This window comes from Pseudanabaena sp. 'Roaring Creek', assembly GCF_001402795.1.
In the GTDB taxonomy this organism is placed as follows: domain Bacteria; phylum Cyanobacteriota; class Cyanobacteriia; order Pseudanabaenales; family Pseudanabaenaceae; genus Pseudanabaena.
In genome coordinates this window covers 1-7,624 of record NZ_LIRE01000166.1, presented here as the reverse complement: position 1 = coordinate 7,624, position 7,624 = coordinate 1, and the positions used below count along the sequence as shown (strand labels likewise).

Annotated in this window: 7 protein-coding genes; 4 read left to right on the top strand and 3 right to left on the bottom strand. The window is 44.7% G+C overall.

The annotated features are described in order from the left end of the window. The first annotated feature begins 344 nt into the window (after positions 1-344). From AC805_RS05290 to AC805_RS05275, 4 genes are all read left to right on the top strand, one after another. A complete protein-coding gene (locus AC805_RS05290) occupies positions 345-1,034 on the top strand; it encodes an isochorismatase family cysteine hydrolase (RefSeq protein ID WP_156341312.1) in 690 nt (229 codons plus the stop codon). A gap of 34 nt (positions 1,035-1,068) precedes the next feature. Next, positions 1,069-2,709 carry an ABC transporter ATP-binding protein gene (locus tag AC805_RS05285; protein WP_231662451.1) on the top strand — a complete coding sequence of 547 codons (1,641 nt, stop codon included), beginning with the start codon at positions 1,069-1,071 and terminating at the stop codon, positions 2,707-2,709. Between the two features lie 3 nt (positions 2,710-2,712). After that, entirely contained in the window at positions 2,713-3,066 is a 354-nt protein-coding gene (locus AC805_RS05280; protein ID WP_055074447.1) for a cupin domain-containing protein, read from the top strand. A gap of 165 nt (positions 3,067-3,231) precedes the next feature. After that, complete coding sequence (locus AC805_RS05275) at positions 3,232-3,918, top strand: cysteine hydrolase family protein (RefSeq protein ID WP_055074446.1); 687 nt, start codon at positions 3,232-3,234, stop codon at positions 3,916-3,918. A 122-nt stretch (positions 3,919-4,040) separates the two neighbouring features. Here AC805_RS05275 and ppk2 read toward each other — a convergent pair whose 3' ends face one another. From ppk2 to AC805_RS05260, 3 genes are all read right to left on the bottom strand, one after another. Then, positions 4,041-4,958 carry a polyphosphate kinase 2 gene (gene ppk2, locus AC805_RS05270; RefSeq protein WP_197278644.1) on the bottom strand — a complete coding sequence of 306 codons (918 nt, stop codon included), beginning with the start codon at positions 4,956-4,958 and terminating at the stop codon, positions 4,041-4,043. 143 nt (positions 4,959-5,101) lie between these two features. After that, positions 5,102-6,445, bottom strand: coding sequence for a UDP-glucose/GDP-mannose dehydrogenase family protein (locus AC805_RS05265; RefSeq protein ID WP_055074445.1), 1,344 nt, complete (start codon positions 6,443-6,445; stop codon positions 5,102-5,104). A 66-nt stretch (positions 6,446-6,511) separates the two neighbouring features. Further along, positions 6,512-7,444 (bottom strand): UDP-glucuronic acid decarboxylase family protein, encoded by a 933-nt coding sequence (locus AC805_RS05260; RefSeq protein ID WP_055074444.1) that lies wholly within the window; start codon positions 7,442-7,444, stop codon positions 6,512-6,514. Positions 7,445-7,624 lie beyond the last annotated feature (180 nt).

Here is a 7,624-nt window from a genome sequence, read left to right as displayed (position 1 = left end):
TATAGATAATTCAAATAAAAACTACAGCTTCGACTTCGCTCAGCTAGCTTACACCGAGGGCTGAGCGAAGTCGAAGCCCGTCTACAATTTATTTAAAACAACTATAATTTAAAACGGACTTTGAGAAAGGGTTTGCCTAACAAACCCTTTCTCAAAGAGCAAAAGTAAAAGCCTTGCTTAGCAAGGCTTTTACTTTTGCTCTTTGAGAATTTGCCAGTCTAACCCGAACGGACATTGATTAATGATTGGCTTATAAGTTGCTGGGGAACAGTCTGCGTCGAGCCAATCCACAACAATTATTTAGCAACTGTTAATTGACAAAAGTAATTGACAAAAGTTATTGGATAATTATGTATATTGACTCCTCACCCTATCCCTATCCATACAATGGGGATCTAAGACCAGACAATACTGCTCTGATAATCATCGATATGCAGACTGACTTCTGCGGGGTTGGTGGTTATGTGGACAAGATGGGCTATGACCTCAGTCTTACCCGTGCCCCCATTGAGCCGATCAAAAAAGTTTTAACCCTTTTTCGCGAAAAAGGCTTTTTGATAATTCATACCCGCGAAGGTCATCGCCCCGATCTATCGGATCTGCCTGAAAACAAACGCTGGCGATCGCAAAGAATTGGTGCTGGCATCGGTGATGATGGACCCTGCGGCAAAATTTTAGTGCGGGGGGAAAAGGGTTGGGACATTATTCCTGAGCTTTACCCCTTGGCTGGGGAGCCCATTATCGACAAGCCTGGCAAAGGCTCTTTTTACGCTACCGATCTCGACCTGATTTTAAAGCGCAAGGGTATTCAAAATATTATTCTCTCAGGCATTACCACCGATGTTTGCGTCCATACAACTATGCGTGATGCCAACGATCGCGGGTATGAATGCTTAATGTTGTCGGACTGCACTGGGGCAACTGACTACGGCAATCATCTGGCGGCGCTCAAAATGATTGAAATGCAAGGTGGTGTATTTGGAGCCGTCAGCGATTCTGAAGCATTGACTACAGCTATTAAGAAAAATTTCTAGTTGAATTGGAATAATACGCTCCCTATACGTCGCTATGGAAAAACCGATGCCTGACGATCTCGAAAGCGATCTAGCTGATAATCTGGTTGAAGAAGAATTTATGAAAGAGTCGATACCACCCTTGACTATTCCATCTAGTGTTTCCGCTGATACCCTGCGATCGCATCTGCCTCCAGAATTAGAATTAGTGAATATCTCCAAGAGATTCGGCTCTTTTGTTGCGGTTGATAACGTCTCGCTTAAACTTGCGCCAGGGACTTTTCATGCCCTCCTTGGCGAAAATGGTGCGGGCAAAAGTACTTTGGTGAAGTGCATCATGGGTTTTCATGCTGCGAGTCACGGTGATATCTTAATTAACAAACAATCCCGCGATATCAATAGCCCTCGAGATGCCTATCTCTATGGTATTGGGATGGTTTATCAACATTTCACCGTGGTTCCCGCCATGACTGTCGCGGAAAACCTGCTGCTGGTGCGTCCTGACAGCCCTAACATCATTAATTGGAAAGATGAGTTAGAAAAGCTCGATGCATTTATGGCTTCGGCTCCGTTTAAAATCGATCTCCATACGCCGATCGCTCAACTAGCGGCAGGACAAAAACAGAAGCTAGAAATCCTGAAACAGCTTTATCTCAAAAGCCGAATTCTCATCCTTGACGAGCCCACATCGGTTTTAACTCCACAGGAAGCTGATGAAGTATTAGGACTTTTGCGAGAGGAAGTAACCGCAGGAAGGCTGAGCGTGTTGATGATCAGCCATAAGTTTCGCGAGATTACTGCCTTTGCCGATGATGTTACGGTGTTGCGTAAAGGTAAGTTTGCTGGTAGTGGCTCGACTAAGGATCTATCAGTCTCTGATATGGCGGCGATGATGCTAGGTGAGGCAAAAGAAGCGCGTCAAGTTGTTAAAACAGAAATCGAAGCCAGTAGTTTAGTTCTTGACGTACGCAATCTTCACGCCGATCGCGACAATGGTTTAGAGGCAGTTGCAGGGCTTGATTTACAGATTCAAAGCGGCGAGATCGTGGGCATTGCTGGTGTATCTGGTAATGGACAAAGAGAATTGGTGGAGGTTCTCTCAGGGCAACGCATTGCTACATCTGGCGAGATTTTTGTAAATGGCGATCGCTATAGGGCTACGCGGAAGGAAATGTATAGCCATCAGGTTTTTTCGTTGCCAGAGGAACCACTGCGCAATGCCTGCGTGCCCCATATGAGTGTTGCTGAAAATCTGGCTCTCCGCACCTTCGATCGTCAACCCCAATCGAAAGGCGGAATTCTGCTTCTTTTTAAAGCAATTCGCGAAACTGCGAAGAATTTAATCAAGGTCTTTTCGATCAAAACGCCATCCCCAGACACCCCCGTAGGTAACCTCTCAGGTGGAAATGTCCAGCGCACCGTGCTTGCTAGAGAGCTATCTGCTACGCAAATCAAATTATTGATCGTAGCTAATCCCGTCTTTGGGCTGGACTTTGCCGCCGTTGAGTATATTCACAATCAAATTGTTGAAGCGCGAAATCGTGGTGTAGCCGTTCTCTTGGTCAGTGAGGATCTCGATGAGATCTTGACCTTGAGCGATCGCATTTTGGTTATGAGCGATGGTAAATTCGTTTACGAAAGCAATAGCGCTAATGTCGATTTAGCGGAGATTGGACAGAAAATGGCGGGACATTAACTAATGATTATCAACCAACAGGTTAGAGTCTTTCCTGATTTGCTCGCACGCTCTAGTTATGACGATTTCCCTTGGGAGCCCTTTCGACAAGGCGTGGAAATCTATTATTTATATAAAAATGATATGGGCGCAAGTGCTGCGCTTCTGCGCTATGAGGCTGGAGCGCAGGTTCCCCATCATTCCCATTCGGGTTACGAGCATATATTTGTTTTGTCTGGTTCGCAAACCGATGCCGATGGCAAATATACCAAAGGTGCGGTAATCATTAATCCCCCCGATACCAGCCATCAAGTCTTTAGTGAAGAAGGCTGTGTTGTTCTCATTGTTTGGGAAAGACCTGTAATTCTTCATGAATAGGTAATTGTTAACTGTAATCAATTTTCTAAGTAGCTAGGCGCAATTAAATATAAAACTCCAAAAGCTGTAGCGCAGTCTGCGCGTGCGCTACAGCTTTTGATTCTGGTTTTTAGTTATACCCTGCTACTTATCCAACACCATGCAAATTTTTACGAGGAACATCTTATGTCTGCGATCGCCGCAAATCCCTACGAGTATGAATTACCGTCCGAGGGCAAGATTGCTCTGGTTATTATCGATATGCAACGTGATTTCTTGGAGCATGGCGGTTTTGGTGATGCCCTTGGCAATGATGTGATGCAGCTACAAAGCATCGTCCCCACGCTTAAGAAACTATTGGAAACATTTCGATCGCTAAATTTCCCAGTCATCCACACCATCGAAGCTCATGCTCCCGATCTTTCTGACTGTCCACCTTCTAAGCTCAATCGCGGGCGAGGAAATCTCAAAATTGGCGACCAAGGTTCTATGGGTAGGATCCTAATTGTGGGAGAAGATGGCAATAATATTATTCCCGAACTGACTCCATTAGCGAATGAAATTGTCATTGTGAAGCCTGGTAAGGGTGCTTTTTGTCGGACAAATTTGGAAGAGATTTTACAAAAAGAAAATATTACGCACTTATTGTTTACAGGGGTAACTACTGAAGTTTGCGTGCAGACAACCATGCGCGAAGCCAATGATCGCGGTTATGAATGCCTATTAATTGAGGATGGAACTGCCAGCTATTTCCCCGAATTTAAAACCTCAACGATTGAAATGCTCCGCGCTCAGGGTGGCATCATTGGTTGGACGGCAAACTCCGAGGACGTAATTGCTGCGCTGTTGCCTCAGGCAATGGCGATCGCCTAAGTAAAACTTGCATTGTTATGCTTTACAGCGCTTTGCGCTAAAATCCGAACCAAGAAAATTTTTTCAAGGCTTGCAAAGCAAACCTTGAAAAAATTTCTTGTGGTTCGTTTGAGAGGAAATAGCTATAAATGGGAAGTTACATCGGGAATGAAGTTCTGTAAATAGAGGGGAGGACGCACATAGGTCATCTTATTCTGCAAAGGTGGGAGATCGAAAGGCTTGGGCAAAACATCCTCGTAAGGAATTTTCGCCAATAGATGATTGATACAGTTGAGTCTTGCCCGTCGCTTGTCATCGCCATCGATTACATACCAAGGCGATAGCTGAGTGTCAGTAGCATTAAACATATCATCCTTAGCTTTAGAATATTCTACCCAACGCGATCGCGCCTCTAAATCCATCGGGCTGAACTTCCATCGCTTGCGAGGATCCTTAATCCGATCTTGAAATCGAGCTTCCTGTTCGGTATCGTTCACCGAAAACCAATATTTAATTAAAATAATGCCTGATCGCTGAATCATGTTTTCAAACTCAGGACAGGAACGCAAAAACTCCACATATTCTTCGTGGGTACAATATCCCATGACATGCTCGACCCCTGCACGGTTATACCAACTGCGATCGAACAGCACCATTTCACCCGCCGCAGGTAATTCCGCCGTATAGCGCTGGAAATACCATTGCGTACGTTCTTGGTCGGAAGGTTTACCCAGAGCCACAATTCGGCAGATCCGTGGGTTGAGAGACTGGGTAATGCTTTTAATCGCGCCACCCTTGCCAGCCGCATCTCTTCCCTCAAAGAGTACAACTACTTTCAATCCCTGATGCTTCACCCATTCCTGTAGCTTGACGAGTTCTATCTGTAAGTGTTTTAGTTCCTTTTCGTAAATTTTTTTGGACAGCTTGGGCAACTCTAATAATTTAGACGGGCTCGGATTATGTGCAGCTACCTCCGAATTGCCTAAATCTAATAAACTCTCTTCTCGCCTTGGCTCAGATTTCGCAGACTTGTCGCCATGATGCTTCTTAGATTTCGACATATGCTTATGCTCCTTGTTATACCAATTCACGAAAGCGTGATTACACTTTGTGAACTAAAAACTAAACCTAGTAAGGGTTTTCAAGTTAAGAAATGGCATAGCCATTTCTTAACTTGGCATTAGAAATAGATCTTAGAAAAAAATTAACGCCCAATACCAATATACTGATATCCCAAGGCTTTGAGAGCCTTGCCATCAAGGAAATTGCGGGCATCGACAATCACAGGATGGTGCATGAGTCTTAGCATCTTGGCATAATCGATCGCTAAAAACTCCTGCCAATCCGTTACTAGGACTACCGCATCACAGCCATCAGCTAAACGCTCTAAATCCGTTTCCACAATGACATTGGAAAAACCTTGCCGCAATCCTGATTGTGAAACGAGGGGATCGTAAGCTTTTACTCTTGCGCCTAAACGACTGAGTTGATCGATTAAGGTCAGGGCAGGAGCATCGCGCATATCGTCCGTATCGGGTTTAAAGGTCATTCCCAATAAGCCAATGGTTTTTCCCTTTAATATCTTCAGCGCTTGCTGTAATTTCTCAACTACCAGAATGCGCTGTAACTCATTCACCCGCACACAGGCCTTGAGGATTTCCGTAGAATATCCGTAGTCTTCCGCCGTATATATCAGTGCCGATACATCTTTACCAAAGCAAGAGCCTCCCCAGCCGATGCCAGCTTGTAAGAATTTCGAGCCAATCCGCGAGTCCAAACCGATCCCGCGAGCCACTTCTTTGACATCTGCGCCGACGCGATCGCAAATATTGGCGATCTCATTGACAAAGCTGATCTTGGTTGCCAAAAATGCATTTGCAGCATACTTGATCATCTCGGCGGAGTTCAAATCGGTCACGACTACAGGCACTGGCGCAAGGGTTTTGTCTTCCGCAAAAGAGCGATCAATAATTGGCGTATAGAGTTCTTGCATCAGCTTGAGTGCGCGATCGCTATCACTACCAACCACAATGCGATCGGGATTAAACGTATCGTAAACTGCGACACCTTCACGGAGAAATTCGGGATTGCTGACCACATCAAATTGAATTTGATCGTTACTTTGACCAGCCATGCCATCAAGGACGATCATCTTCACCCAATCCCCAGAACCAATGGGAACGGTGGATTTATTGACAATGACACGATATCCATCCGTCAGACTTTCGCCGATACTCCTAGCTACGGCCTCTACATAGCGCATATCACTGCGTCCATCGGCAAGTGAAGGTGTGCCCACAGCAATGAATAGAACTTCTCCATGCTTTACACCTGTGGCGATATCCGTTGTAAATTCAATCTTGCCTTGACGGATTGACTCGGTGAGGATTTCTGGTAGCCCTGGTTCATGAATCGGTGACTGTCCCGATTTCATCAGCTTAACCTTCTCTTCGTTATTGTCAACACAGATCACGTCATGTCCGATGTATGCAAGACAAGCACCTGTGACTAAGCCGACATAACCCGTTCCAATTACACAAACACGCATACTTTTTGATCCATTTAAATATAATTTAATCCAGCAATTGGAGCTTGAGGAGAAATTCTGGCTCGCTCAATTCGCTAGGCGATCGCGAAAATAGGCGATCGTTTTTGACAGCCCTTCTTCCAAGGGGACAGTTGGTTCCCAGCCTAAGTGGAACTTTGCCCGCGAGATATCGGGCTGACGACGTTGAGGATCGTCTTGGGGTAAAGGTTTAAATACTAATGCCGCCGTCGGATCGATCATCCGTTGAATTGTCTGCGCTAGTTGTAGAATTGTATATTCACCAGGATTACCCAAATTCACGGGACCAATATATTTGCCATTCATCAAGCGCATCAATCCTTCGACGAGATCCGATACATAGCAAAAACTGCGAGTTTGGGAGCCATCTCCATAAATAGTGAGCGGGATTCCCTTAAGGGCTTGAACGATGAAATTACTAACGACACGACCATCATTTTCGAGCATTCTCGCGCCATGGGTGTTAAAAATCCTCGCTACCCTAATTTCTACCCCAAATTGGCGATGGTAATCAAATGCTAATGTCTCGGAAATTCGTTTGCCTTCGTCATAGCAGCTACGAATCCCCGTACAGTTGACATTGCCCCAATAGTCTTCAGTCTGAGGATGGATGAGCGGATCGCCGTAAACCTCAGAAGTTGAAGCGAGCAAAAGTCTGGCTCTACATTGCTTTGCTAATTCCAACATATTGAGAGTTCCTAAGAAGTTGGTTTTAGCAGTTTGAATCGGATCGGATTGATAATGAACGGGTGAGGCTGGGCAAGCTAGATGATAGATCTGATCGATATTTTCGATCGCAATAGGATTGATAATGTCATGTTCGATAAACTGGAAGTTGGGATGATCGAGCCACTGTGCGTTATTCGATTTTCTGCCCGTGTAGAGGTTATCTATACATATAACTGCATGACCAGAGGTCATTAAGCGATCGACTAGGTGTGAGCCAATGAAGCCTGCACCGCCAGTAACGAGGATTTTCATGAATTTCTTTTTGCAAAAATGATTGATGACAGAAACGATTGATAGCTTAATAAGTAATACCAAGTTAAGAAATGGCGTAGCCATTTCTTAACTTGAAAACCCTTACTAGATTTAGTTTTTAATTCACAAAAGTGTTGTCACATTTTCGTGAATTGGTATAAGTGGGCTTAATTAAATATA